The following is a 25150-nucleotide window of genomic DNA, read 5'->3' as shown; positions in this document are numbered from 1 at the left end:
CCTTGTCAGCGACGTTTCGTCAGCAGGATATACAGCACCCCGCCCAGAACCGCACCTATCAGCCAGCCAAAGCCGGACAAAGCCTGCAATGCAGGATGCCAGACGGTGCCGATGGAAAACAGCGCCGCGATGCCGACAGCGATGATCGCGCGCGTGTTCCAGCCATTGTCATAGTAATACGGACCGGATGGATCGGCGCTGAACAGGTGCTTCACCTGCAACTCGCGTTTCTGGACCACATAATAGTCAGCAATCAGAATGCCATAAAGCGGTGCAAGGATCGCGCCCAGCGTATCGACAAAGCCCGCTATCCCCATGGTCGAGATCAGCGACACCCACAGAGCGCCGATCACGAAGGCAATTGCCGCGGTGATCAGCCCGCCTTGCTTTGCGGTAATATTCGCCGGGGACAGGTTGCAAATGTCATAGGCGGCCGGGATGAAGTTCGCGACCAGATTGATCCCAACGGTTGCCGCAAAGAAGGTGACGGCGGCGATCAGCGTCAGGGCAAGGCTGTCGACGCGGGCCACGATCTCGGTCGGATCGGTCAGACGTTCGCCGAACAGAACTACTGCGCCTGCCGTGATGAACAGCGCGATGAAGGAAAAGAACGCCATCGACACCGGCAGTCCCCAGAAGTTGCCCGAACGCATCTGGCCTTCGGTTTTCACGAAGCGAGAGAAGTCGCCGAAGTTGATGACCACGGCCGCGAAATAGGCAACCATTGTTCCGACCACGGCGATGAATCCGGCGATGGTGCTGCGCTCGCTTTCACCGCCCTGAAAGATTGTCCCGATCTCGGTCCAGATCCCGTTTCCGGCTTTCCACCAGATCATCAGGGCCAGCGCAATCATCACGAGATAGACGAACGGACCGGCCCAGTTCAGGAATTTCCCGACCCATTCAATCCCCATCAGGAACAGGCCGATCTGAAATCCCGCGACAATGATATAGGCGACCCAGTCAACGCCGGTCAAACCCAGAAAGCCGCCTGTCCCACGCTCGATGCCGAACAATGCATAGATCGCCAAGGCCACGGCTGTTGACGCAAAATAGGTCTGAACCCCATACCAGAAAATCGCGACGATCCCCCGGACCAACGCTGGAAAACGCGCCCCCTTCACCCCCATCGACGCCCGCGCCATCACAGCATAGGGGATCCCATACCGGACCGAGGGGCGCCCCGACAGGTTCACCAGCCACATCACCAGCAGGCCAGACACGACGATTGCGGCAAAGGTCAGCCAACCGTTCAACCCGTAGGACAGAAACAAGGATGCCGCCAGCGTATAGCCAAACAGGCTTTGAATATCGTTGTTCCAGACGTTGAAAATCTCGAACGCGCCCCAGGTGCGTTTTTCACGCGGAATCGGGGCAAGATCCTCGTTGTAAAGCGAGGCGTCGCCCCCTGCGACATGAGTGGATTCGGTCGGCTGCATGGTTCTGTCCCATTTTGGTTGCCAGCGCATGACAGCCGATTCCGCCGCATGTGAACAGCTGCCGACAGATGCGGCATCTGACCTGCGATTCACTTATCAGCCTCTGCACATACAAGCATGGCTGATTGCTGCTTTTTCAGGCAAGCAAAAAATCAAACGGGACCGGATGGTTACGGCCCCGTTTTCAGTCACAGGCGATGTCGGCTCAGTCGATCATCGGCAGCAGCTTGTTGATCGAATCCTTGGCATCGCCATAGAACATCCGGGTGTTGTCCTTGAAGAACAGCGGGTTTTCGATCCCGGAATAACCGGTGCCCTGGCCGCGCTTCGATACAAACACCTGCTTGGCCTTCCACACTTCCAGAACCGGCATCCCGGCAATGGGACTATTCGGATCGTCCTGCGCGGCAGGGTTCACGATGTCATTGGACCCGATGATGATGACGACATCCGTATTCGGGAAATCGTCGTTGATCTCATCCATCTCAAGCACGATGTCATAGGGAACCTTGGCCTCGGCCAGAAGCACGTTCATGTGCCCCGGCAGCCGCCCCGCAACGGGGTGGATGGCAAAGCGGACCTCTTTGCCGGCCGCACGCAGTTTGCGGGTCAATTCGCTGACCGCGCCCTGAGCTTGCGCAACCGCCATACCATAGCCCGGAACGATCACGACACTGTCGGCATCGTTCAGCGCGGCTGCGACCCCCTCGGCATCAATGGCGATCTGTTCGCCTTCGATTTCCGCTGCCGGTCCTTGCTCACCTCCAAAACCGCCCAGAATGACGCTGACGAAATTCCGGTTCATCGCCTTGCACATAATGTAGGACAGAATGGCACCGGACGAGCCGACAAGCGCGCCGGTCACGATCAGCAGATCGTTCGACAGCGTAAAGCCGATCATCGCCGCCGCCCAGCCGGAATAGCTGTTCAGCATCGACACGACGACCGGCATATCCGCGCCGCCGATGCCCATGATCAGATGATAGCCGATGAAGAAGGCCAGCAGCGTGATCAGGATCAGCCACAGGATCGCAGGGCCGGTGCCCATGCAGTAAAGGATACCCAGCAGGATCGACAGCGCCAACGCAGCCGCATTCAACAGATGGCCGCCGGGCAGCTTTTTCGGCTTGCCATCGACCCGGCCCGACAACTTGCCGAACGCCACGACCGATCCGGTGAACGTCACCGCGCCGATGAAGATGCCCAGAAACACCTCGATCTTCAGCATCGCGATTTCGGCAGGTGTCTTGTGTGCCAGAATGGCCGCGAAACCATGAAATTCTTGGACGACACCTTCGGCCTTGGCACGCAGGACGCGTCCCAGTTCGATTTCCGCGTTGAAGCCCACGAAGACGGCCGCCAGACCGACAAGACTGTGCATGGCGGCGACAAGCTGCGGCATCTCGGTCATCTGGACGCGCTTGGCGACGACCCAACCGACGGCACCGCCAATGGCGATCATGATGACCGACAACAGCCAGTTATCGGCGCCCGGCCCGAACAGCGTCGCCAGCACGGCCAGCGCCATGCCCACGATGCCATACCAGATCGCGCGCTTGGCGCTTTCCTGTCCCGAAAGTCCACCCAGGGAAAGGATGAACAGAACGGATGCGACGACATAGGCCGCAGTGGTAAACCCGTATTCCATCAACCTCTCCTTACGACTTCTGGAACATTGCCAACATGCGACGCGTGACCATGAAGCCACCGAAGATGTTGACGCCGGCCATCAGCACCGCCAGCGCGGCCAGGGCCATGACCCAGATCGACCCTGATCCGATCTGCATCAATGCGCCGAGGATGATGATCGAACTGATCGCGTTGGTTATGGCCATCAGCGGCGTGTGCAGCGAATGGGCCACGTTCCAGATCACGCGGAAGCCGATAAAGCAGGCCAGCACGAACACAATGAAATGCGTCATGAAACTGGCGGGTGCGACCAATCCGATCAGGAGCAGCACGATACCACCACCACCCAGCAACATGATCTGGTTCTTGGTATCGGCGCGGAACGCAGCCGCCTCGGCAGCCTTGCGTTCTTCGGGCGTCAGTTCTTTCTTCTTTTCCTTGGGCTTCTGTGCCGCGATTGCAGCAATCTTTGGCGGCGGTGGCGGCCATGTGACGTCATGGGCATGGGTCACGGTTGCGCCACGGATCACATCGTCTTCCATGTTGTGATTGATGACGCCGTCTTTCTTGGGCGTCAGATCGGTCATGAAATGGCGGATGTTGTTACCGTAAAGCTCGGATGCTTGTGCACCCATGCGTGACGGGAAATCGGTATAGCCGATGATGATGACACCGTTTTCGGTAACGAAGCGTTCGTCCGGAATGGTCAGTTCGCAGTTGCCGCCCTTTTCGGCGGCAAGATCAACGATGACGCTGCCGGGTTTCATCGCCTCGACCATGTCCTTGGTCCACAGCTTTGGCGCATCGCGGCCCGGGATCAGCGCAGTCGTGATGACCACGTCCATCTGCGGGGCCAGCTCGCGGAATTTCTCAAGCTGTTTTTCGCGGAACTCGGGGCTGGACGGCGCCGCATAGCCACCCGTCGCCGCTCCGTCCTGCGCCTGTTCATTGAAGTCGAGGTAAACGAACTCGGCGCCCATCGATTCAATTTGCTCCGCCACTTCGGGACGCACGTCAAAGGCATAGACCTGCGCACCCAGACTGACGGCGGTGCCGATGGCCGCCAGACCCGCGACGCCCGCACCCACGACCAGAACCTTGGCCGGGGGAACCTTGCCCGCAGCCGTGACCTGACCGGTGAAGAAGCGACCAAAGTTATTCGCAGCCTCGATCACGGCGCGATAACCGGCGATGTTGGCCATCGACGACAATGCATCCATTTTCTGTGCGCGGCTGATGCGCGGCACCATGTCCATCGCAATGGCGGTAACACCCTGATCTTTTGCGATGTCCAAAAGCTCCGGGCTCTGCCCCGGATAAAAGAAGGAAATGATCGTCTGACCATCGCGCATCTGGCGCAACTCCGCCTCGGTCGGCTGGCGGACTTTGGCGACAACGTCTGTATCCGCGATCAGCTCTGCGGCAGTCGGTTCGATTGTGACGCCCGCCTTGCGGTAATCCTCATCGGAGAAGCCGGCCTTTTCACCTGCCCTGCTTTCGATGAAAACCTCATGCCCAAGCTTTTGCAGATGCCCGGCGGACGAAGGCGTAATCGCGACCCGCGCTTCGCCATCATAGCTTTCCCTTAACGCGCCAATCCTCATGGCTTCATCGCCCCCAATTCGATAGGTTAACCCGCAGGATGCATAGCATCGCGCAATAATCTTTCACAAGACCATGGGGAAAAAGAAACGGAACAATCGGCAAGTTTGCCGTGGTGAAATAAGAAAACCGCCCAGGACGAAAGCCTTGGGCGGTCGAACTGCGTCAAGAAGCTGCGGATCAGTTGGCCGGAGCGGTGTTTTCCTCACCCTCGACCGAAATCGCGTCGTCAACGGATTCTGCGGCGTCGTTGGTTGCCTCAGCAGCAGCGTCAGCCGCGCTGGATGCAGCATCCGAGGCCGCGTTGGCAGCGTCCGATGCAGCTTCGCCAGCGGCATCTGCGGCGTTGCCAGCAGCCGCAGCGGCGTCATCAACAGCCTCGCCCGTGGCGGTTGCAGCAGAATCAGCCGCACTTGCTGCAGCATCCTGCGCATCCGACGCGGCTTCCGCAGCGGTGTCGGCCGCGCTGTCAGCAGCAGCGGCAGCATCGTCAGCGGCTTCGGTGGTCGCATCGGCAGCCGAATCCATCGCGGCATCCGCTTCGGCAGCGGCATTGTCCGCGGCAGCTTCGGCTTCGGCAGCAGCGTCTTCGGCTGCAACTTCTGCGTCAGTCGCAGCGGCAGCGTCGCTGGCTTCTTCAGTGGTGGTGACTGTCGTGCTGTCGCCTTCAATGGCGGCTTGATCGTCGCCCATGAAGCGTGTCAGCGCGAAATAGGCCAAAGCCAACGCCAGCAGGATACCGATGATCAGCGGCAACGGCGACGAGCGACGCTCTACCGGTTCAACATATGTTTCTTTGGGTGCTGCCGGGTCTTGCTCCGCAGGCTTGGTGCGGGTCGGATCGTTCGGGTCATAGGTCATTTCTGGCCTCCAATTTCCTTTTACAGACACCGGTTTAGCATTGTTTCAACAGCAATCCAGCCCCGATACGGCCATTCTTGCCGCTAACATCAGATACTGAACCGCCCGACTTGCGACCCGGCTCTCAGGCGACTAACACACTGAGACAGTTCGGGTTCCTTGAAGCGAACAGCTTTTTTCTGTCAGAGGACGTCATGGCCCAAGAAAAGCGTCAAATTGTGCAATATCTTGCCGATTACCGCCCCTATCCATTCATCCTGTCCGAAACGCGACTGGATTTTACGCTGGTTCCCGATGCAACGCGCGTCAAAGCGATCCTGTCCTTCGCCCCGCGAGATTCCGGCCAGTCTCAGGATCTGGTCCTTGACGGCGGGGAAGAGGTGAAGCTGATCTCGTTGACCATCGACGGTCATGAACCAGATCCGGCCCATGTCACGCGGCAGGATGAAACCCTGACCATTGCCGCAACCGCCCTGCCCGATGCCCCCTTCACGGTCGAGACCGAGGTCGAGATCAACCCGATGGCGAACACAACCTTTGAAGGGCTTTACATGTCCGGCGGCATGTTCTGCACGCAGTGCGAAGCCCAGGGTTTTCGCCACATCACCTTCTATCCGGACCGCCCGGATGTCATGACGACGTTTCGGGTTGGCATTCACAGCGATCAGAATGTGCTGCTGTCCAACGGCAATCTGATCGGACAAAAGGAATGTGGAACCGAATGGTATGACCCGTGGCCGAAACCGTCCTATCTGTTCGCACTGGTCGCCGGAAATCTGGTCGCGATCAGCGACAGCTTTACCACGCTTTCCGGGCGCAAGGTCGATCTGAACGTCTGGGTCCGACCGGGCGATGAGGATCGCGCGGATTTCGCCATGGAATCGCTGATCCGGTCGATGAAATGGGATGAAGAAGCCTATGGCCGCGAATACGATCTGGAGGTGTTCAATATTGTTGCCGTTGACGACTTCAACATGGGCGCGATGGAAAACAAGGGTCTGAACATCTTCAACTCGAAACTGGTTCTGGCGTCCCCCGAAACCGCGACAGATGGCGACTATGAACGCATCGAGGGCGTGATCGGCCACGAATATTTCCACAACTGGACCGGTAACCGGATCACCTGTCGCGATTGGTTTCAGCTTTGCCTGAAAGAGGGTCTGACGGTCTTCCGCGACCAGCAATTCACCAGCGATATGCGCAGCGCACCGGTCAAACGGATCATGGACGTGCAAACTCTGCGGGCGCGCCAGTTCCGTGAAGACGCTGGACCGCTGGCCCATCCGCCGCGTCCCGACCACTATGAAGAAATCAACAATTTCTACACCGCGACCGTCTATGAAAAAGGTGCCGAGGTGATCGGCATGCTGAAACGCCTGATCGGCGACGACAGTTATCGTCAGGCATTGGATCTGTATTTCGACCGTCACGATGGCGACGCCGCAACCATCGAGGATTGGCTGAACGTGTTCCAGGATGCGACCGGGCGCGATCTGACCCAGTTCAAGCATTGGTATACAGATGCCGGCACCCCGCATCTGAACATGGTCGAGGAGTGGTCGGAAACCACGGCGGGCGGCACGTTGACGCTGACCTTCACGCAAAATACGCCACCGACGCCGGGGCAGCCCGACAAGCCGGCACGCGTCATTCCGATTGCGGTCGGATTGATTGGCCCGAACGGCGATGAGGTGCTGCCGACGCAAATTCTTGAAATGACGCAAGCGAGCCAAGGTTTCAGTTTTGAGGGGTTGGGCGCGCGGCCTGTCGTATCGGCATTGCGGGACTTTTCCGCGCCGGTCATTTTGACGCGAAACATCGACGACGATACCCGTGCTTTCCTGTTGGCGAACGACCCCAATCCCTTCGCCCGTTGGGAAGCAGGTCGTGAACTGGCAATCGCTGCGCTTGTCGCGCTGTCACAGGGACAGCCGGGCGGTGACAGCTATGTCAAAGCCATTGGTCAACTGATCGCCGATGACGATGCCGACCCTGCCTTCCGGGCGCTTTGCCTGAACCTGCCGGGCGACGAGGAAATCGCCACGCGGCTCTCCACGCTTGGGATCGAGCCCGACCCGGATGCAATCTATCAGGCGCGGCAGGATCTGGCCCGCAGGATTGCCGAAACGCATCAGGACCTTCTGGCCCGCATCTATGACAGCATGCAGGTATCGGGGGCCTATTCGCCGGATGCCGAACCCTCGGCCAAACGCGCCTTGCGGATCGCGGCATTAAGCCTGTTGAACAGGATCGACGGTGGGGAACGGGCCGAAATTCTGTTCGGCACGGCCACCAATATGACCGAGAGGATGGCCGCGCTGACTTGCCTGATCCGTCGCGGCCGTGGCCAGACGGCGTTGCAAATCCTGCTGGAGCAGTTTGGCGATAATCGGCTGGTCATGGATAAATGGTTTTCGGTCCAGCCGATGGCTGCGCCGCCGGAAAGCGCGGTTGCCACCGCCCGCGAACTGGCCCAGCGGTCCGATTTCGATTGGAAGAATCCGAACCGATATCGGGCGCTGATTGGGGGGCTGTCGGCCAACCATGCGGCTTTTCACGCCAGAGATGGATCGGGTTACAATTTTGTCGCCGAATGGATCATGAAGATGGACCCGGTCAACCCACAGATTGCAGCCCGGATGTCATCGGTCTTTGAAACCTGGCCGCGATACGACACCGTCAGACGGGCCAAGGCATTGGTGGCACTGGAACAAATCGCTGCTGTCGCGGGTTTGAGTCGCAACACCCGTGAGATGGTCTCGCGGATGATCGCCGCCGGCGCATAAGGCGCTTGTGGTTGTAAATCCGTCGAGGCAGGATGACCCGAATGAATGAACGATACGCTGATGCCCGGGCCGAAATGCAGGCCAGACTTGATCCGCTGATCGCAGAGCGGGCACCATGGCTGTTTTCCGACAAGCTGCATCACCGGATCGCGCGTCAGGCCATGCTGCGCCTGCTGCGCTATCCCCGCACGATCCAGTTGGGCGCCGAGGTCAAGGATCAGCCAACCTCGGAAATCATGCGCCGTGTGTCGGATCTGATGGTCCGTGATGTGCGGGTCGAGGGGATGGAAAATATCCCGGCCTCGGGTCCGGCACTGATCGTGTCGAACCACCCTACGGGCATCGCAGATGGCATTGTCATGCACACGCTGGTGTCGGAACTGCGCGACGATCTGTTCATTTATGCCAACCATGACATGATCCGCGTCCTGCCGCAGACGGCCGACCTGATCGCAGGCGTCGAATGGCGGATTGATAAGCGCAGTCATGCGAAAACCCGCGCGACGATGGATTACACCCGAGAGGCATTGCAGGCGGGACGCATCGGACTGATCTTTCCTTCGGGGCGGCTGGCAAAGCGACAAGGTCTGACCCTGCACGAACGCCCGTGGATGGCCAGTGCGGCGATGATTGCGCGCAAATTCAGCGTTCCGATCATTCCGCTGCATATCCGCGCCCGAAATTCGCTGTTGTTCTATGCCTTGGATGCGATCCATCCGACCTTGCGTGATGTGACGCTTTTCAACGAGGTGCTGAACAAGAAGCGTCAGCCGTATCGCATTACAATCGGATCTGCGATCGATCCGACGGACCTGCCCCGCGGCAGCGAAGAGGCGATCAGCATGCTGCGGGACACGGTGCTTGCGCTGCCAGCTCCGGGACCGGATGCCGCACGCTTGACCCGCGCCAAAACAGGTGCGCGACTGGTGTCAGGATCAAAAAAGATCGCCTAGGCGTGGTGCGCCCGCCGGGGGACTTCACGTCCCCCGGACCCCCTGTGGGATATTTGACGACCCAAGCAGGATGGGGAATTTACCGACTGTCCAGGTGGCCAAGTGCGCGTTCAGGATCGATCTGATCGCGGATGCGTTGCTTCAGCGTCCGGATATCTGGGAAGCCGCCGTCTTTCTTACGCTCCCATATCTGGGTCTGGTCAAGCGTGATGCGGAAAACGCCGCCTGAATCATCCGGGATGATGGTGACCCGGATATCGGTTCCGAAGGTTGACAAGCATTCCTGCGCATACCAGCCCGCACGCAAGAGCCAGTTGCAGCCGGTGCAATAGGTGATTTCCAGATGATGCGACATGTTCGCCCCTTTCAGACCGCCATATCGTCGCGATGGACCAGCGCCGCCCGGCCTGCATAGCCAAGGATGGTGGCAATCTCGGCCGAGTGGTGGCCGGATATTTGACGCGCTTCATCATCGGTATAGCGGGTCAGGCCGGTGGCCAGCGTCTCGCCCTGCGGACCGACGATGCCGACCGGATCGCCTCGGCCAAACTCACCGATCACGGCACGCACACCCGCAGGCAGCAGCGATTTGCCGCGACGCAACGCTGCCGCCGCGCCCTCATCGACGACAAAGGTTCCCTTGGGCTTCATCGCTGCGATCCAGCGTTTCCGCGCAGCCTGCGGATCACCCTCGGGCAAGAACCAACTGCAGCGGGCACCATTCGCGACCGCTGAAAGGGGGCGCATCACAAAGCCTTCGGTGATCGCCATGGCGCAACCGCCGGACACGGCCGTGCGCGCCGCCATCAGCTTGGTTTTCATGCCACCCTTGGACAGCCCGGATACCGGATCGCCACCCATGGCTTCGATTTCCGGCGTCAGATGTTCGATCACCGGCAAGTGACGTGCTGTCGGATCAGTCTTGGGATTGGCGGTATAAAGCCCGTCCACGTCCGAGAGGAGCAGCAGTTGATCTGCGCCGCAGGTCACCGCAATCTGTGCCGCCAGACGGTCATTGTCTCCATAGCGAATTTCGTCAGTTGCGACGGTGTCGTTTTCATTGACGATGGGGACCGCACCAAGACCGAGCAAGGTCTGCATGGTCGCGCGGCTGTTCAGGTAACGGCGGCGGTCTGCACTGTCTTCCAGTGTCAGCAGAACCTGTGCGGTGCGAACACCGTGTGGGGCCAAAGCCTCTTCGTAAGCGCGTGCCAACCGGATCTGACCTACCGCCGCCGAGGCCTGGGCCTGTTCAAGTGGCAGCGGGCCTGCGGGCAACTCCAGCACGCGGCGCCCAAGCGCGATCGAACCGGAAGACACCAGCACGACATCCGTGCCGTGCCGTCGCCATTCGGCCACATCATCGCATAAGGCCCGCAGCCAATCCTGACGCAGGCCGGCCGGGCCAACCAGCAGGGCCGAGCCGATCTTGATCACCAGACGCCGTGCTTTGATCAGCTCGGGTGCTATGGTCGCCATGGTGCGTCAACGTCGTCATTGCTGTCCTGATGGCGCGTCGGCTGGATCCTGGACCAGAGCGCGCGCAACACATCGGTGACGCCCTGCTTTGCCACCGCTGACATCAGCATGACAGGCGTGCCAATTTCGGCTTCCAGCTGAGCCTTGCGTTCAGCGATGGTTTCATCGTCCAGCGCGTCGATCTTGTTCAAGGCGGTCACCCGCGGCTTTGCCATCAGGACTGGGGAATAGGCTTCCAATTCGGTCAGGACGGTCCGCGCGTCGCCAGCGACATCCTCGGAGGTGCCGTCGACCAGATGCAGCAGGGTCGCGCTGCGTTCGATATGGCCAAGGAAGCGGTCGCCGATCCCCCTGCCCTCGCTTGCGCCCTCGATCAGGCCGGGGATATCGGCCATGACGAATTCATGCCCGTCAATGCCGACCACGCCCAGATTGGGGTGCAATGTGGTAAAGGGGTAATCCGCGATCTTGGGGCGGGCGTTGGAGACGGCAGCAAGGAAAGTCGATTTCCCGGCATTTGGCAGACCGACAAGTCCCGCATCGGCGATCAGTTTCAACCGCAGCCATAACGTGCGCTCGACTCCGGCCAGACCCGGATTGGCATTGCGCGGCGCACGGTTGGTCGAGGATTTGAAATGCAGGTTGCCGAAACCGCCATTGCCGCCTTTTGCCAGCAACACACGTTGACCGGGTTCGGTCAGGTCGGCAACGACGGTTTCTTCATCTTCTTCCAGAATTTCGGTGCCAACTGGCACCCGCAGCACGATATCGTCGCCCGATTTGCCGGTCATCTGGCTGCCCATGCCATGTTGGCCCGACTTGGCGAAGAAATGCTGCTGATAGCGGAAATCGATCAGCGTGTTCAGGCCTTCGACCGCCTCCGCCCAGACATCGCCGCCGCGGCCTCCGTCGCCGCCATCGGGGCCACCATATTCGATGAATTTCTCGCGCCGGAAGGACACGCAGCCCGCGCCGCCCCCGCCCGAGCGGATATAGACTTTGGCGAGGTCAAGAAATTTCATGTCGAGGCGCTCCTTTTGCAGGATGCGATACGCGCCAAAGCCCGATTTCGCAAGAGGCTGCCCGTTCAGCCGCGAAGTCAGATTGAAACCGGCGAAACGATGATTGCCGGTTTCGTGATGGCGGGAGTGTGTTCTATATCCAGCAAGGCGATGGCCGAATTCATCGGCACATTCGTTCTGGCACCGCGGGCCGGTGGCCTGCTGGCTGGCGTCCTGCTCGGCGCGGGAATGACCCGTTCGCCCATGTCAGGCCGCGGCGCTAAATGCCATCGGGCTGTGCCGTTCGGCGGCGCGGCCCTTTCACAATGCAACCCGCGCCCTTAAATGAAAAAGCAGGAGGCCGCGATGATTCACTTTGACAACAGCTATGCCCGCCTGCCCGAAGGTTTCTTTGTCCGCGTTGCACCGACACCTGTGGCCGAACCGCATCTGCTTGCATTGAACGATGCGCTGGCTGGCCGACTGGGTCTGGATGGCGATTGGCTACGCAGCCCAGAGGGGCTGGCCATGTTGTCAGGCAACGCCCTGCCCGAAGGTGCTGATCCGATTGCACAGGCCTATGCCGGCCATCAGTTCGGCGGCTTTGTTCCACAGCTTGGCGACGGCCGCGCGGTGCTGTTGGGCGAGGTGGTCACCCCCGACAAGGCGCGCTTTGACATCCAGTTGAAGGGCAGCGGCCCTACGCCGTTTTCCCGTCGCGGCGATGGCCGTGCGTGGATGGGGCCGGTCTTGCGCGAATATCTGGTCAGTGAATTCATGAATGCCATGGGCGTGCCCACGACACGCGCGTTGGCGGCGGTCTCGACCGGCGAAACAGTCTGGCGTGAAAACGGTCTGCCCGGCGCGGTTCTGACCCGTGTCGCCGCCAGCCATATCCGTGTCGGCACATTTCAGTTCTTTGCCGTCCGCGGGGATGAGGCATCATTGAAAGAATTGACGGAGCACGTCATCCAGCGCCACTACCCGACGGCGAACGGCCCCTTGTCGCTGCTGGATCATGTGGTCGCGCGACAGGCAGAAACAATTGCGCAATGGATGGCGCTTGGCTTCATCCATGGGGTGATGAACACCGACAACATGGCTGTGTCAGGGGAAACCATCGACTATGGACCCTGTGCGTTCATGGATGAATATAACCCGAACAAGGTGTTTTCATCCATCGACCGAACCGGCCGCTATGCCTGGGCGCAACAGCCGCAAATCGCGGTCTGGAACCTGGCTCAGCTTGCGACGTGCCTGATCCCGTTGATGGGTGAAAAGGACGCGGCGATAGAAGCGGCGACTAAGTCTGTTCACAGTTTCGCGCCATTGTATCAGGCCGCGTGGCTGCATCGTTTTGGCGAAAAACTGGGCCTGAGCGATCAGGCAAAGGTCCAGCCGCTGGCGGAAGGTTTGCTGACCATCATGGCGCAGCAGGATGCCGATTTTACGCGCGTCTTTGCGGGCCTCGCGACAGGCACGGCGCGGAACGAATTCGCCGATCCTTCAAAATTCGACGAATGGGCGACCGAATGGCGAAACGAAAACCCGGATGCGGCGTTGATGACGCATGCCAATCCTGTCCGCATTCCCCGCAATCACCGGATCGAGGAGATCATCGCGTCAGCGGTTGCGGGCGATCTTGCACCGTTCAACCGTCTGTTTGAGGCTGTCACGCATCCCCGCGAACAGCGGGCGGAATGGGATGACCTTGCCAACGCCCCGGAACCGGCACAGGTCGTGCGTCAGACCTTTTGTGGCACATGATGCCGGTTGCGGTGAATAATCCCTTGTCTAGTGTTGGATCATGACCCTTGTCGACCGCCTCGATGCTTAGAATTGCCAGCTACAATCTCCATAAATGCCGTGGCCTGACCGGCCCGCATGCACCCGAGCGGAACCTTGAGGTTATCGCGGCGCTTAAACCCGATATCATCGCCTTGCAGGAGGTCGATTTTCGCTATGGCGCACGCCCGGAAGCCCTGCCCCGCCGCCTGATCGCCGAAGCGACCGGCCTTGTCCCCGCCGAGATCGTCGGCACTGGCGAAAATTCACTTGGCTGGCATGGTCAAACCATTCTGATGCGTCCCGATCTGGCCCACTCCGCGAGATTGCGCCGGATGCCCCTGCCGGGGATAGAGCCGCGCGGTGCCATCGCGCTGCGCCTGCCCAAGCTGACGGTGATCGGGGTTCATCTGGGGCTGGCGCGGTCATCGCGGCGGGCGCAGCTGGCGCGGATTACGGCACAGGCGGCCCGGATTGCCGAAGACAACATCGTGCTGTTGGGCGATTTCAACGAATGGCGTGATGATCGTGGACTGGAATCATTGGCTGGGTTTCAGGTCATTGCCCCCGGCCCATCCTATCCCGCGCCGATGCCCCGGTTCGCGCTGGATCGGATTGCCATGTCCCGCAATCTGAACCTGATGAAGCACGGCGTGTTTTCTGGTGCCCGTGCGCGTGATGCCTCGGACCACCTGCCGATCTGGGCCGAAATCCGGGTGCCGTGAATTTTGTCGCTTTCGGCTGCGGCTTTCCCTAGGTAAAACAACCCTGACCTGTTTTAACGGAGGGGTTTTTATGACCGCCATCATCGACATTTACGCTCGTGAGATTCTGGACAGCCGTGGCAATCCGACCGTCGAGGTCGATGTCACGCTGGAAGACGGCACCATGGGCCGTGCGGCGGTCCCTTCGGGAGCATCGACCGGCGCACATGAAGCCGTGGAAAAGCGCGACGGCGACAAAGGCCGTTACATGGGAAAAGGCGTGCTGGAAGCCGTCGCCGCCGTGAATGGAGAGATTGCCGAAAACCTGATCGGCGAAGATGCCACCGACCAGCGCACCATCGACGAAATCATGATTGATCTGGACGGCACGCCCAACAAGGCCCGTCTGGGTGCCAACGCGATCCTTGGTGTTTCGCTGGCGACGGCCAAGGCTGCGGCGGATGCGTCCGCATTGCCGCTGTATCGCTATGTCGGCGGTGCGGCTGCACACATTCTGCCGGTGCCGATGATGAACATCATCAATGGCGGCGAACATGCCGATAACCCTATCGACATTCAGGAATTCATGATCATGCCGGTCAGCGCGGAAAACATCCGCGAAGCGGTCCGCATGGGGTCGGAAGTCTTTCACACGCTGAAAAAAGAACTGTCCTCGGCCGGGCTGGCGACGGGCGTTGGCGACGAAGGCGGTTTTGCCCCGAACCTGTCCAGCACCCGCGATGCGCTGGACTTCATCCTGCGTGCCGTTGAGAAAGCTGGCTACAAGCCCGGTGACGACATCATGCTGGCGCTGGATTGTGCCTCGACCGAGTATTTCAAGAACGGCAAATATGAGATGGTCGGCGAAGGCAAATCGCTGACGCCGGGCGAGAATGTCGAATATCTGGCGGCACTGTGCGGCGATTACCCGATCCTGTCGATCGAAGATGGCTGTGCCGAAGATGACTGGGACGGCTGGAAGCTGTTGACCGAACGGCTGGGCGACCGTGTGCAACTGGTCGGCGACGATCTGTTCGTGACCAACCCCGCCCGCCTGGAAGAAGGCATCAAGCGCGGTTGTGCCAACAGTCTGCTGGTCAAGGTGAACCAGATTGGCACCCTGTCCGAAACGCTGGACGCCGTGCGCATGGCTGACCGCGCCGGCTATACCGGCGTGATGTCACACCGTTCGGGCGAGACCGAGGATGCGACCATTGCCGATCTGGCGGTTGCCACGAATTGCGGTCAGATCAAGACCGGCTCGCTGGCGCGTTCCGACCGGTTGGCGAAATATAACCAACTGATCCGGATCGAAGAAATGCTGGGCGCTGCGGCCGTCTATGCAGGCCGTTCGATCCTGCGCTGAAATCAGCCCCGCCCGACACGTTCGGGCGGGGTTTTTCTTTGGGCATACGACCGCCAAAAGTGCAGTCTTTTCTACTTTCAAGTGTCGGAAAAGACGTTACTTCCCGTAAGGTCACATAGATGACGCAGGGGCAACTAAAATTATCCGCTATCGGGGCGGATTGCCCCCTCGACAGACAGCGGCCACTGGCTAAACTGCCCGCATCATGCAGGCCGGAAAGTCGTCGGAGTGATCGCTTTTCCTGGTCTGAGCGGAGGAGTTAAATGAAAGAATCCAAATCACTGGACCGCCGGTCCTTTCTGACCCGCGCATCTGTTGGCGGCGCTGCTGCGGCTGCTGGTGCGACGCTGGCGGCCCCTGCCATCGCGCAGGAAGCACCTGCCGTGACTTGGCGTATGGCCTCGTCCTTCCCGAAATCACTGGACACCATCTATGGTGGCGGGGACGAGCTTTCGACACGCCTGAAAGAAGCAACAGACGGCAAGTTCAACATCCAGGTATTCGCGGCGGGCGAGATCGTTCCCGGTCTGGACGCGATCAACGCGGCAACCGACGGCACCGTGGAATCGGCGCATTCGGTCGGTTATTACAACTGGGGCAAAGACCCGGCATTCGCGTGTGGTGCCGATCTGCCGTTCACTTTCTCGGCCCGTGCCAAAGCTGCCTATAACTATCAGGGCGGCGGCATCGAGAATTACAACGAATTCCTTGAGAAATATAATCTTGTCGGGTTCCCCGGCGGGAACACCGGCGTTCAGATGGGCGGCTGGTATCGGAAGGAAATCAACACCGTCGCCGACATGCAGGGCCTGAAGATGCGAATCTCGGGTCTGGCCGGTCGTGTCATGGAAAAATTGGGTGTTGTGCCGCAGCAGATTGCTGGCGGCGACATTTACCCGTCGCTTGAAAAAGGCACCATCGACGCAGCCGAATGGGTCGGCCCCTATGACGACAACAAGCTGGGCTTCCAGAAAGTCGCGCCCTACTACTACTATCCCGGTTTCTGGGAAGGCGGCCCGACGGTTGGCTTCTTCTTCAACAAGGGCAAATACGACGAACTGCCCGAGAATTATAAATCGCTACTGCGCACCTGCTGTCAGGCAACGGACCAGAACATGCTGGCGAAATATGACATAAAGAACCCGACCGCCCTGAAAGAGCTTGTCGGTTCGGGCGCACAACTGCGTCCGTTCAGCGAAGAAATCCTGACCGCAGCCTTCGCGGCGGCCAACGAAGTCTATGCTGAAATCTCGGCTGAAAATGAATCGTTCAAGAAGCAGTATGAAGCCATGCTGCCCTATCGTGATGACTGGTATCTGTATGCGCAAACTGCGGAATATACCTTTGATACCTTCATGATGATCCAGCAGCGCAACGGCGCGCTGGCTGTTGGCGGACCTGCTGCAGAAGGCGAAGCGCCTTCGCAATAAGCTGTCACACTGCTAAAATATCGAACCGCCGCGATTGATCGCGGCGGTTTTTTCATGGGCGCCCATCGGTGAACTGGATCAGATCCCACAGGTTGCCATACAGATCGCGAAACACTGCGACGATTCCGTAATCAGCTTCTTTCGGTTCACGCACGAATTCGACGCCGCGTGACAGGTATGCTTCATAATCTCGCCAGAAATCATCCGTGCGTAGAAACAGGAATACCCTGCCCCCGGCCTGATCGCCGATATAGCGGGATTGGTGATCGTCCGACGCGCGGGCCAAAAGGATAGAGCTGCCGCTACTCCCCGCCGGACGGACAACGACCCATCGTTTGTCCTGTTCCGGTTGATAGGTGTCATCAACCAGATCGAAGCCAAGCTTTCCTGTGAAAAAGCCGATCGCCTCATCATAGTCGCGAACGACCAGTGCGACATGCGCCAGCGTTTGTGCCATGCAACAATCCCTTCGCGAAGAAAAAAGGCCGGGTTGATACCCGGCCTTTCCAGATCAGTTGCTGCCGCCAAGTCCGGGCGGCGGGCCGCCAAGGCCCAGTCCGCCGGGGGCCGCAGGCTGCGTTTCCTGTGGCGTGGCGGGGGCTTGGGGCGCTGGTGCTGCGGGTGCCGGGGCATCAGGCGCAGGACCGCCGAAATTCGGCGGCGTGCCCAAACCGCCACCTTGTGGTGCGACCTGTCCACCCGCGGGTGCAGAGGGCTGGCCAAAGGGTGACCCCAAACCGCCAAGGCTGCCAAACCCGCCACCAAGCCCGCCGGAACCACCCGACGGAATCTCGATCCTGACGTTCGAGGTATCCACGACCGGTCCCTTGTAGTGCATCACCATCTGCGGAAAGGCGATCACGATGGCGATCATGATCAGCTGGATCGCAACGAAGGGCACTGCCCCCCAATAGATCTGGCTGGATTTGACCGGTGCCATCGTCTTGCCCGTCACCCGATCCGTATAGGGTAATTTGGGCGCGACCGAACGCAGATAGAACAGCGCAAAGCCAAACGGCGGGTGCATAAAGCTGGTCTGCATGTTGACGCCCAGAATGACGCCGAACCAGATCAGATCGATCCCAAGGCTTTCCGCGGCAGGTGCCAGAAGTGGCACGATGATGAAGGCCAGCTCGAAGAAGTCGAGGAAGAAGGCCAGCAGAAAGACCAGCACCGACACCGCGATCAGGAAGCCCAACTCGCCCCCCGGCAACGAGGTCAGCAGATGTTCGACCCAGATATGTCCGTTCACGCCATAGAAGGTCAGCGAGAAGATACGGGCACCGATCAGGATGAACATCACGAAGGCCGAAAGGCGCGTCGTGGCGGCAAGCGCCTGGCTGATGACGGTATAGTTCAGGCGTCCCTTTGCTCCGGCAAGGATCAGTGCGCCGACCGCGCCCATTGCGCCACCTTCGGTCGGAGTCGCGATGCCAAGGAAGATCGTTCCCAGAACAAGAAAGATAAGCGTCAGTGGTGGGATCAGCACGATGATGACCTGTTGGGCCAGTCGTGACATCAGGCCAATTTTGGCGCCCTTGTCGATGACAGCGACCAGATAGATCACCAGGACCGCAACGACCGCAGCCACCACGTCGGCGTTTTTGCCGTAGGTCGGGTGGAAGAAGTGATACAGGCCGTAGAAGATCGCCCCACCAATGGCCAGCGCCACGATCAGCGATGTGACGCCCGAGCCAAGCGTCCGCGCCTCTTTCGGCAATGCGGGCACCGTGTGCGGACGGAAGATCGACATCAGGAAGATGTAAAGCATGTAGATGCCGGTCAGAACCAGACCGGGGATCAACGCGCCTTTATACATGTCACCGACCGAGCGGCCCAATTGGTCAGCCAGCACGATCAGCACCAGCGACGGCGGGATGATCTGCGCCAATGTGCCTGATGCCGCAATCGTCCCTGCCGCGATCCTGCGATCATAACCATAGCGCAGCATGATCGGCAGAGAGATCAGGCCCATGGCGATCACCGATGCCGCAACGACACCTGTTGTTGCCGCAAGCAACGCACCCACGATGATCACCGCATAGGCCAGGCCACCGCGCACCGGTCCGAACAGCTGTCCGATCGTGTCCAGCAGATCCTCGGCCATGCCCGATTTCTCAAGCACGATTCCCATGAAGGTAAAGAATGGGACGGCAAGCAGGGTCTCATTCGCGACCACGCCTCCGAAGAAACGGTCAGGGATGGCGCGTAACAGCGGCCAGCTGAGGTTGATTGTCCCGCCTGACAGCGGAGCCAGTTCAACGCCGATGACAAAGAACAGCAGGCCGCAAGCCGATAGTGCGAATGCGACGGGGTAACCGTAAAGCAGGAAAATGATCAGTGACAGGAACATGATCGGTGCCATGTTCTGCGCAATAAATTCGAGAATCATTTGCGGTCCTCCGGGCGGCGCTTGTCGCCGGCGTCATGCAACATGTCGGCGCGGGCATCATCCTGGGCCACAAAGCCGGCTTGCTCCAGCAGCTCGTCGTCCATTTCCAACGGTGCGTGGTGGCCTGTCTGTGGATGCGGGTCTTCTATGATGCCGCGCATAACCGCGATTTTCTTGATGATTTCGGAAATCCCCTGAAAGAACAGAAGAACAAATCCAGCCACCAACAACGCCCGTGCCGGCCAAAGGACAAGGCCGCCGGCGTTCATTGATCGGTCGCCGCGTTCGATGCTGCCCAGCAACCATGGCCACATATACCACAGCGACACCAGAAGCATCGGCATCAGAAAGAACAGATGCCCCAGCAGGTCCAGCCAATGTTGAGTCCTGCGCGACCAGTTTCCATAGATGATGTCGATGCGGATATGTTCATTTTCCAGCAACGTATACGCCGCTGCCAGCAGGAATGCGCCGCCATACAGATACCACTGCAATTCCAGCCACGCATTGGATGAGATGCTGAAGACCTTGCGGACAATAGCGTTGCCCGCACTGACGAAAATCGCCACCAGGATCAGCCACGACGCAGCGCGTCCGATCGCGGTATTTATGCGGTCAATGCCGCGTGAAAGGGCCAAAAGGCCACCCATGGAAATATCCTCCCTCCCATCCGAGACCACTTGTGGGTCCTGGCCGTGTTTACGTTACGGCTTGTCCAGAATTGGCGGTATGCGCGATGCCCTCGAACCGGTCAAGGATTTCAGGCAATGGCCATACCTGCGAATATCGACAAAACCGCCAGAACGGCGGTTTCCGTTATGATTGACGCCGTGCCCAGCACGTCGCCCGTCTGCCCCCCAAGCCATTGCTTTGCCTTTCGGATCACCAGTCCAAGGGCGATCAGACCGGCAATCGCGGCTGCTATTCCGGGGCCTCCTAAAAATAGCATCGTCAGACCGCCGATCAGCGATGCAATGGCGATATTGGCAGCGTCGGCTCTGCCTGCCGATTTTCCCAGCCCATCGGACCGCGCTGGCGGCAGGATCGCCATGGCGATGACAACGGCCGTTCGGCCAGCGATGGCAGCCGCGATAACGGCCAAAGGCGTAAGCTGCGCGATGGCCGCAATCCGCATCGCGGTGCAAAGGATCAATGCCATGACCCCATAACTGCCTATCGCGGAGTCCCGCATGATACGCAAACGGTCGTGACGATCCTTGCCGCCCGCCGCATCGGCAAAATCGGCAAGCGCGTCTTCGTGCAACGCACCCGTGAACCAGACCGCCAGCGTGACGGAAAGCACTGCAGACAGAAGGCTTGAACCCAATGCCCACAGCGGCAACGCCGCGATCAGTCCGACCAGCAGTCCAGCCAGCGGAAAGGCCCACAGGCTTTGCGACAGCGGTAACATTCGGGCAGGCAAAAAACGTCCCAAAGGCAGGCGGGTCAAAAAGACCAGCGCCAGAACCAGTTGCTGCACCAGTTGCTGCGCCTTAACCAATTCCGGCCTCGGCAAAGGTTGCCATACCGCTGTGGCATGCAATTGCGCCACGCAGCACCATCAGGGCGACCGCCGCGCCCGACCCTTCGCCCAGACGCATGTCCAGCGACAGGATCGGGGACATTTCGAGGCCCGCGATCAGACGCTGATGGCCCGGCTCGGCGCTTTGATGACCGATCAGGCAATGTTCCAGCGCATCGGGATTATCCAATGTCAGAACGGCAGCAGCAGCGGTGCAGATGAACCCGTCCAGAATGACCGGCAGGCCAATCCGCCGAGCCTGCAAAATCGCCCCGCAGATCGCCGCCTGTTCGCGTCCGCCAAAGGCCGCCAAGGCATCGCGTGTGGTTTTCGGCCGGTGCAAGACCAGACCTTCGTCGATGGCGCGACGTTTGTTTGCCATCTCTTCGGGATTGGCGCCCGTCCCGGGGCCGACCCAATCCTTGCCACAGCCGCCAAAAACCAACGCAGATTGGGCAGCGGCGATGGTGGAATTGCCAATCCCCATTTCACCAAGGACCAGAACATCGGCTTTCGGATCCACTGCAGCCGCCCCCGCCGCCATGGTCTGGTCGACCTCGGAAACCGTCATCGCGGACGCTTTGGTGAAATCAGCCGTCGGATGGGCCAAATCAAGCGGCACGACCGATAGTTCAGCACCCGCAACCTTGCAAAGCTGGTTGATTGCCGCGCCGCCATTCCTGAAATTTTCAACCATCAGGGCGGTTACTTCCGGCGGAAAGGGGTTTACACCTTGCGCGACGATTCCGTGATTTCCGGCGAATACGACGACCTGTGCCACGTTCAATCGTGGGATCGCCCGCCCCTGCCAGCCCGCCATGAAGACCGCCAATTCCTCAAGCCTGCCCAGCGATCCTGGCGGTTTGGTCAGGCTGTCCTGACGTGCGCGGGCGCCATTGGCTGCGGCAATGTCAAAGGCTTTCATCAGGGTTCTCTCCCCTTGGCTTCAGACGCAGCGGCATTCCCGATACCGCCATCCAAACCTCATCCGCGATCGTGGCAACGGCTTGATTCATCCATCCGTGCTGATCGCGAAACATGCGGGCCAACTGGTTATCGGGCACGATGCCCTGGCCCAGTTCATTCGTCACCAGCACAACCGGAGAGGTTTGCCGACGCAGTGTTTCGCAAAGTGACGCCACGTCACAATTCCCGAAACTGTTCGACATCCACAGCGTCAGACAATCGACCAACCGCACGCCCTGCCCGTCTGTTTCGCCCAGCACACGAACCAGATCGACCGGTTCTTCCACCGTGGTCCATCCGGCACCGCGATTTTGTTGATGTTGCGCTATTCTTTCGGCCATCTCGCCATCGCCCGCCTGTGCCGTGGCGATATAGATGCGGGGTAAATCGTGCCGCTTTACCAGCCGTTCAGCCAATGCTGACTTGCCCGAGCGCGCGCCGCCCGTAACCATGGTGATATGCCCGAATCGCGTCATTGGTTGCATCTGTTTCACAGCACGCCAGACATGAAAAGCCGGAAATCTGCTTTACCTGAACGTGCGTTTAATTAATTTGCCGGGTTATTCCGGGTGCTACGCCACCCTACCGACATGGAGGACATCATATGACCAAGCTGTTTACGACAACGGCGCTGCTGGCCGCATTGGCCTTGCCCGCTTTTGCGCCCGCCTTGGCAGCACAGCCCGGCGAGGGAGAGACGCTGGCGGAAAATCAGGATCTGAAATTCTGGATTCTTGATGCATTCAAATCGCTTGACCCGCAATTGACATCGTCGCGGACCGACTCGGACATGATCCGTCAGCTGTTCGAAGGTCTGCTGAACGAGGACTCGACAGGTGCAATGGTTCCCGGCGTGGCCGAAACCTGGGATGTCAGCGAAGACGGCCTGACCTATACCTTTCATCTGCGCGATTCGAACTGGTCCAACGGCGAGCCCGTCACGGCAAATGATTTCGTCTATGCGTGGCGTCGCGCGGTGAACCCGGAAACCGCGTCCGAATACGCGTGGTTCATGGAGCTGATGAACCTTGTGAACGCGTCCGAGATCGTGAAGGGCGAAAAAGCCCCGGAAGAATTGGGCGTGACCGCGGTGGACGACAAGACGCTAGAGGTCAAACTGACCAAGCCGACGCCATATTTCCTGAAAACCCTGTCGCATTCGACCACCTATCCTGTGCCGCAAGCGGTGATCGAGGCCGAAGGCGATGCCTGGACGCAGCCCGGCAAGATGGTCGGCAACGGCGCCTATGTCCTGCAAAGCCATGACCTTGGGGTCGAGGCTGTGGCGGTCAAGAACGACCAGTATTGGGATGCCGAACACACCATCATGGATGAGGTGAAGTTCATTACCGTGAACGACCAGAACATCGGCCTGACCCGTTATCTGGCCGGCGAAATCGACTGGATGAACACGCTGCCCGCAGGTCGCCTGCCCCAGTTGCAGCAGGAATACCCGGACGAGGCGATCAGCGCCCCCTGGTCCTGCTCTTATGCCTATATCTTCAACCTGTCCGACAAAGGCCCCGAGGAACTGAAAGATGCGCGTGTCCGTCAGGCTTTGGCCTATGCCATCGACCGCGACATCATCGTGGATCGCGTTTTGCAGGGTGGCCAGCGTCCGGCCTTTAATTGGGTCCACTGGGCAACCGAAGGCTATACCATCCCCGAGGAGGATTGGGGTCAGTGGACGCAGGCCGAGCGTGTCGAAAAGGCCAAGGAATTGTTGGCCGAGGCGGGCTATGGCCCGGATAACCCGCTGAACCTGTCGATCCAGTATAATACCAGCGAAGACCACAAAAAGCTGGCCATCGCCGTTCAGCAGTTCTGGAAGGCCATTGGCGTGAATGTCACGCTGAACAATTACGAATGGAAGGTTCATATCGACCGCCTGAACAATCAGGACTTCGAGGTGGCCCGCTATGCGTGGTGTGGCGATTATAACGAGGCTTCGACCTATCTCGATTACTTCCGCAGCGGTGGTTACAATCAGGGCAAGTGGACCAATGCGGATTACGACAAGTTGCTGGCGGATTCCGCGACGGCCGAAAACCCCAATGACCTGTATCGTCAGGCGGAAGAAATCCTGATCGACGAGATGGCCTTGGCCCCCGTCTATCACTACGCCATGGCGCAGATGATCAAGCCTGACATCCGGGGCGTTCCGTTGGAAAACGTGATGTCGGCCTGGTATGCCAAGGACATGTATCGCGTCGCCGAATAACATCAGCCTTTGACCCGGACGAAAGGGCATGTCCCCTTTCGTCCCCCTCATTTCAACAACGACCGTTCCCGCAGGGAGGCACACCCGATGTTCGCATATATTCTGCGACGATTGGCGGTGGCGATACCTACATTGCTTCTGCTGATCATCTTTTCATTCATTCTGATGCATCTTGCACCGGGCGGCCCCTTTTCGCAGGAACGCGCCCTGCCGCCGCAGGTTCTGGCCAATCTGAACGCCAAATACGGGCTGGATGAACCACTGTGGCGACAGATCTGGAACTATGTCTATGGGATCGTCGTCCATTTCGATTTCGGACCCAGCTTTGTCTATCCCGATCGCACGGTGAACGACCTGATCGCGTCGGGCTTCCCGGTGACGCTGACCTATGGCACGCTGGCCTTTGTTGCCGCGATCATGGTGGGCGTCAGCCTGGGGGTGGTTGCGGCAATCTGGCACAACACCTGGCTGGACTACCTGGCGGTCGGCATTTCCATCGGCGCGCAGGTCCTGCCGAATTTCGTCATGGCCCCCATCCTCGTGCTGATCTTTACGCTGTGGTATCGCATGTTGCCCGGCGGCGGGTGGAGCTTCAACGACCCGTCTTTCTGGGTCATGCCAATCATCGCGCTTGCCACCAGCTATATGGCGTCAATCGCGCGGATCACACGATCCTCGATGCTGGAGGTGTTGGGCAGCAACCACATCCGAACCGCTCGCGCCAAGGGAATACCCGAACATCGCGTCATCCTGCGCCATGCGCTGAAACCTGCGATGTTGCCGGTGATCAGCTATCTTGGGCCGGTTTTCGTGTCGATGATCACCGGATCGGTCGTGATCGACATGTATTTCTCGACCGGGGGAATCGGCAAGGCATTCGTCGATTCCGCGCTGAACCGCGATTATGCGGTGATGATGGGCATTACCATTCTGGTCGGCACGCTGACCATCCTATTCAACCTTGTCGTCGATATCCTTTACGCGTGGATCGACCCGAAGATCCGGTATTGAGCC

Annotated in this window: 22 protein-coding genes; 9 read left to right on the top strand and 13 right to left on the bottom strand. The window is 59.4% G+C overall.

What is annotated here, in order from left to right; translation table 11 throughout:
- Positions 1-5: 5 nt before the first annotated feature.
- The 4 genes from H4P12_RS04150 to H4P12_RS04135 form a co-directional block, all read right to left on the bottom strand.
- Complete coding sequence (locus H4P12_RS04150; protein WP_187792304.1) at positions 6-1439, bottom strand: NCS1 family nucleobase:cation symporter-1; 1434 nt, start codon at positions 1437-1439, stop codon at positions 6-8.
- 205 nt (positions 1440-1644) lie between these two features.
- The gene (locus H4P12_RS04145; protein WP_187792303.1) at positions 1645-3087 is read right to left on the bottom strand and encodes an NAD(P)(+) transhydrogenase (Re/Si-specific) subunit beta; all 1443 of its coding nucleotides are present in this window, start codon (positions 3085-3087) and stop codon (positions 1645-1647) included.
- Positions 3088-3097: 10 nt separating this feature from the next.
- Positions 3098-4672, bottom strand: a complete 1575-nt coding sequence (locus H4P12_RS04140; protein WP_187792302.1) for a Re/Si-specific NAD(P)(+) transhydrogenase subunit alpha — start codon at positions 4670-4672, stop codon at positions 3098-3100.
- A gap of 178 nt (positions 4673-4850) precedes the next feature.
- On the bottom strand, positions 4851-5531 hold the full coding sequence (locus tag H4P12_RS04135; protein ID WP_187792301.1) for a hypothetical protein: 681 nt from the start codon (positions 5529-5531) through the stop codon (positions 4851-4853).
- 194 nt (positions 5532-5725) lie between these two features.
- On the opposite strand from H4P12_RS04135, the gene pepN reads away from it, so the two are divergent.
- Positions 5726-8317: an aminopeptidase N gene (gene pepN / locus H4P12_RS04130; protein WP_187792300.1), complete on the top strand. Its 2592-nt coding sequence runs from the start codon at positions 5726-5728 to the stop codon at positions 8315-8317.
- Positions 8318-8358: 41 nt separating this feature from the next.
- Positions 8359-9270 (top strand): lysophospholipid acyltransferase family protein, encoded by a 912-nt coding sequence (locus H4P12_RS04125; RefSeq protein WP_187792299.1) that lies wholly within the window; start codon positions 8359-8361, stop codon positions 9268-9270.
- 79 nt (positions 9271-9349) lie between these two features.
- Here H4P12_RS04125 and H4P12_RS04120 read toward each other — a convergent pair whose 3' ends face one another.
- Genes H4P12_RS04120 through obgE form a run of 3 tightly spaced genes read right to left on the bottom strand, consistent with a single transcriptional unit; the run spans position 9350 to position 11771 of the window.
- A complete protein-coding gene (locus H4P12_RS04120) occupies positions 9350-9625 on the bottom strand; it encodes an Rdx family protein (protein ID WP_187792298.1) in 276 nt (91 codons plus the stop codon).
- An 11-nt stretch (positions 9626-9636) separates the two neighbouring features.
- Complete coding sequence (gene proB, locus H4P12_RS04115; protein ID WP_187792297.1) at positions 9637-10749, bottom strand: glutamate 5-kinase; 1113 nt, start codon at positions 10747-10749, stop codon at positions 9637-9639.
- The gene (gene obgE / locus H4P12_RS04110; protein WP_187792296.1) at positions 10737-11771 is read right to left on the bottom strand and encodes a GTPase ObgE; all 1035 of its coding nucleotides are present in this window, start codon (positions 11769-11771) and stop codon (positions 10737-10739) included. The genes proB and obgE overlap by 13 nt, the downstream gene beginning before the upstream one ends.
- 99 nt (positions 11772-11870) lie before the next feature.
- Between obgE and H4P12_RS04105 the strand changes: the two genes are divergently transcribed.
- The 5 genes from H4P12_RS04105 (at position 11871) to H4P12_RS04085 (ending at position 17035) form a co-directional block, all read left to right on the top strand.
- On the top strand, positions 11871-12095 hold the full coding sequence (locus H4P12_RS04105) for a hypothetical protein (RefSeq protein ID WP_187792295.1): 225 nt from the start codon (positions 11871-11873) through the stop codon (positions 12093-12095).
- Between the two features lie 21 nt (positions 12096-12116).
- Positions 12117-13517 (top strand): protein adenylyltransferase SelO, encoded by a 1401-nt coding sequence (locus tag H4P12_RS04100; protein WP_187792294.1) that lies wholly within the window; start codon positions 12117-12119, stop codon positions 13515-13517.
- 62 nt (positions 13518-13579) lie between these two features.
- On the top strand, positions 13580-14260 hold the full coding sequence (locus tag H4P12_RS04095) for an endonuclease/exonuclease/phosphatase family protein (RefSeq protein ID WP_187792293.1): 681 nt from the start codon (positions 13580-13582) through the stop codon (positions 14258-14260).
- A 70-nt stretch (positions 14261-14330) separates the two neighbouring features.
- The gene (gene eno / locus H4P12_RS04090; RefSeq protein WP_187792292.1) at positions 14331-15605 is read left to right on the top strand and encodes a phosphopyruvate hydratase; all 1275 of its coding nucleotides are present in this window, start codon (positions 14331-14333) and stop codon (positions 15603-15605) included.
- A gap of 281 nt (positions 15606-15886) precedes the next feature.
- Positions 15887-17035: a TRAP transporter substrate-binding protein gene (locus H4P12_RS04085; protein ID WP_187792483.1), complete on the top strand. Its 1149-nt coding sequence runs from the start codon at positions 15887-15889 to the stop codon at positions 17033-17035.
- Between the two features lie 52 nt (positions 17036-17087).
- Here the strand turns inward: H4P12_RS04085 and H4P12_RS04080 are convergent, their stop codons facing one another.
- The 6 genes from H4P12_RS04080 to cobU form a co-directional block, all read right to left on the bottom strand.
- Complete coding sequence (locus H4P12_RS04080; protein ID WP_187792291.1) at positions 17088-17492, bottom strand: VOC family protein; 405 nt, start codon at positions 17490-17492, stop codon at positions 17088-17090.
- A gap of 54 nt (positions 17493-17546) precedes the next feature.
- Positions 17547-19424, bottom strand: a complete 1878-nt coding sequence (locus H4P12_RS04075; protein WP_187792482.1) for a TRAP transporter large permease subunit — start codon at positions 19422-19424, stop codon at positions 17547-17549.
- Entirely contained in the window at positions 19424-20077 is a 654-nt protein-coding gene (locus H4P12_RS04070) for a TRAP transporter small permease subunit (protein WP_187792290.1), read from the bottom strand. The genes H4P12_RS04075 and H4P12_RS04070 overlap by 1 nt, the downstream gene beginning before the upstream one ends.
- Positions 20078-20187: 110 nt before the next feature.
- Positions 20188-20907 (bottom strand): adenosylcobinamide-GDP ribazoletransferase, encoded by a 720-nt coding sequence (gene cobS / locus H4P12_RS04065; protein WP_343069755.1) that lies wholly within the window; start codon positions 20905-20907, stop codon positions 20188-20190.
- A 13-nt stretch (positions 20908-20920) separates the two neighbouring features.
- Positions 20921-21874: a nicotinate-nucleotide--dimethylbenzimidazole phosphoribosyltransferase gene (gene cobT / locus H4P12_RS04060; RefSeq protein WP_187792289.1), complete on the bottom strand. Its 954-nt coding sequence runs from the start codon at positions 21872-21874 to the stop codon at positions 20921-20923.
- Positions 21861-22391, bottom strand: a complete 531-nt coding sequence (gene cobU, locus H4P12_RS04055) for a bifunctional adenosylcobinamide kinase/adenosylcobinamide-phosphate guanylyltransferase (RefSeq protein WP_246448836.1) — start codon at positions 22389-22391, stop codon at positions 21861-21863. Before cobU ends, cobT begins: the two co-directional genes overlap by 14 nt.
- Positions 22392-22519: 128 nt before the next feature.
- Here cobU and H4P12_RS04050 point away from each other — a divergent pair, with 128 nt between their 5' ends.
- Both H4P12_RS04050 and oppB read left to right on the top strand, forming a co-directional pair.
- Entirely contained in the window at positions 22520-24136 is a 1617-nt protein-coding gene (locus H4P12_RS04050) for a peptide ABC transporter substrate-binding protein (protein ID WP_187792288.1), read from the top strand.
- 87 nt (positions 24137-24223) lie between these two features.
- Positions 24224-25147 (top strand): oligopeptide ABC transporter permease OppB, encoded by a 924-nt coding sequence (gene oppB, locus H4P12_RS04045; RefSeq protein ID WP_187792287.1) that lies wholly within the window; start codon positions 24224-24226, stop codon positions 25145-25147.
- Positions 25148-25150: the final 3 nt, after the last annotated feature.

It is taken from the genome of Paracoccus amoyensis (genome assembly GCF_014490725.1).
Classification (GTDB): Bacteria; Pseudomonadota; Alphaproteobacteria; order Rhodobacterales; family Rhodobacteraceae; genus Paracoccus; species Paracoccus amoyensis.
This window is presented reverse-complemented; position numbering and strand designations above follow the sequence as displayed.